Source organism: Corallococcus sp. AB049A, assembly GCF_003668885.1.
GTDB classification, from domain to species: Bacteria; Myxococcota; Myxococcia; order Myxococcales; family Myxococcaceae; genus Corallococcus; species Corallococcus interemptor.
Genome location: NZ_RAWL01001351.1, coordinates 1 through 404, shown reverse-complemented (window position 1 = coordinate 404; position 404 = coordinate 1). Strand labels below are relative to the sequence as shown.

General features: G+C 69.6%; 1 protein-coding gene. It reads right to left on the bottom strand.

Annotation, left to right across the window (positions count from 1 at the left end):
* Window positions 1–404, bottom strand: a 404-nt coding sequence (locus tag D7X55_RS42120; protein WP_199747479.1) for an RDD family protein, incomplete at both ends; no start/stop codon positions are given.

The window sequence follows — 404 nt, the reverse complement described above, 5'->3', positions numbered from 1 at the left end:
GATCAGCACCGTGCCGGCCGCCTTGTCGTGCAGGCCTCGATTGTCGGCGTCCCAGATGACCGCGGGGACGACGAGCACCAGCAGTGCCGTACGAAGGACGGGGCGCCACAGGCCCGTCCAGGAGCCGTCCACACGCACCACCCTCATGCCGAGGATGCGATGGCCGGGACTTCCGCCGATGGTCGGGACGAACACCACCTGCACCGCGGCGAAGATCAGCGTGGTGGCCAGCGCGTCGTAGGAGAAAAAAGCGATGGACACCACGACGGCGCATGCCCAGTCGATCGCGACCGCGGCCACGCGCCGGCCGAGCTTGGCCATGCTGCCTGTGCCGGCGTTCGGAAGGCCGAGTCGCTCGCCGGGATAGGAGTTCTCGGCCCGCGCGTCGGTCACCCGCTCAGCGT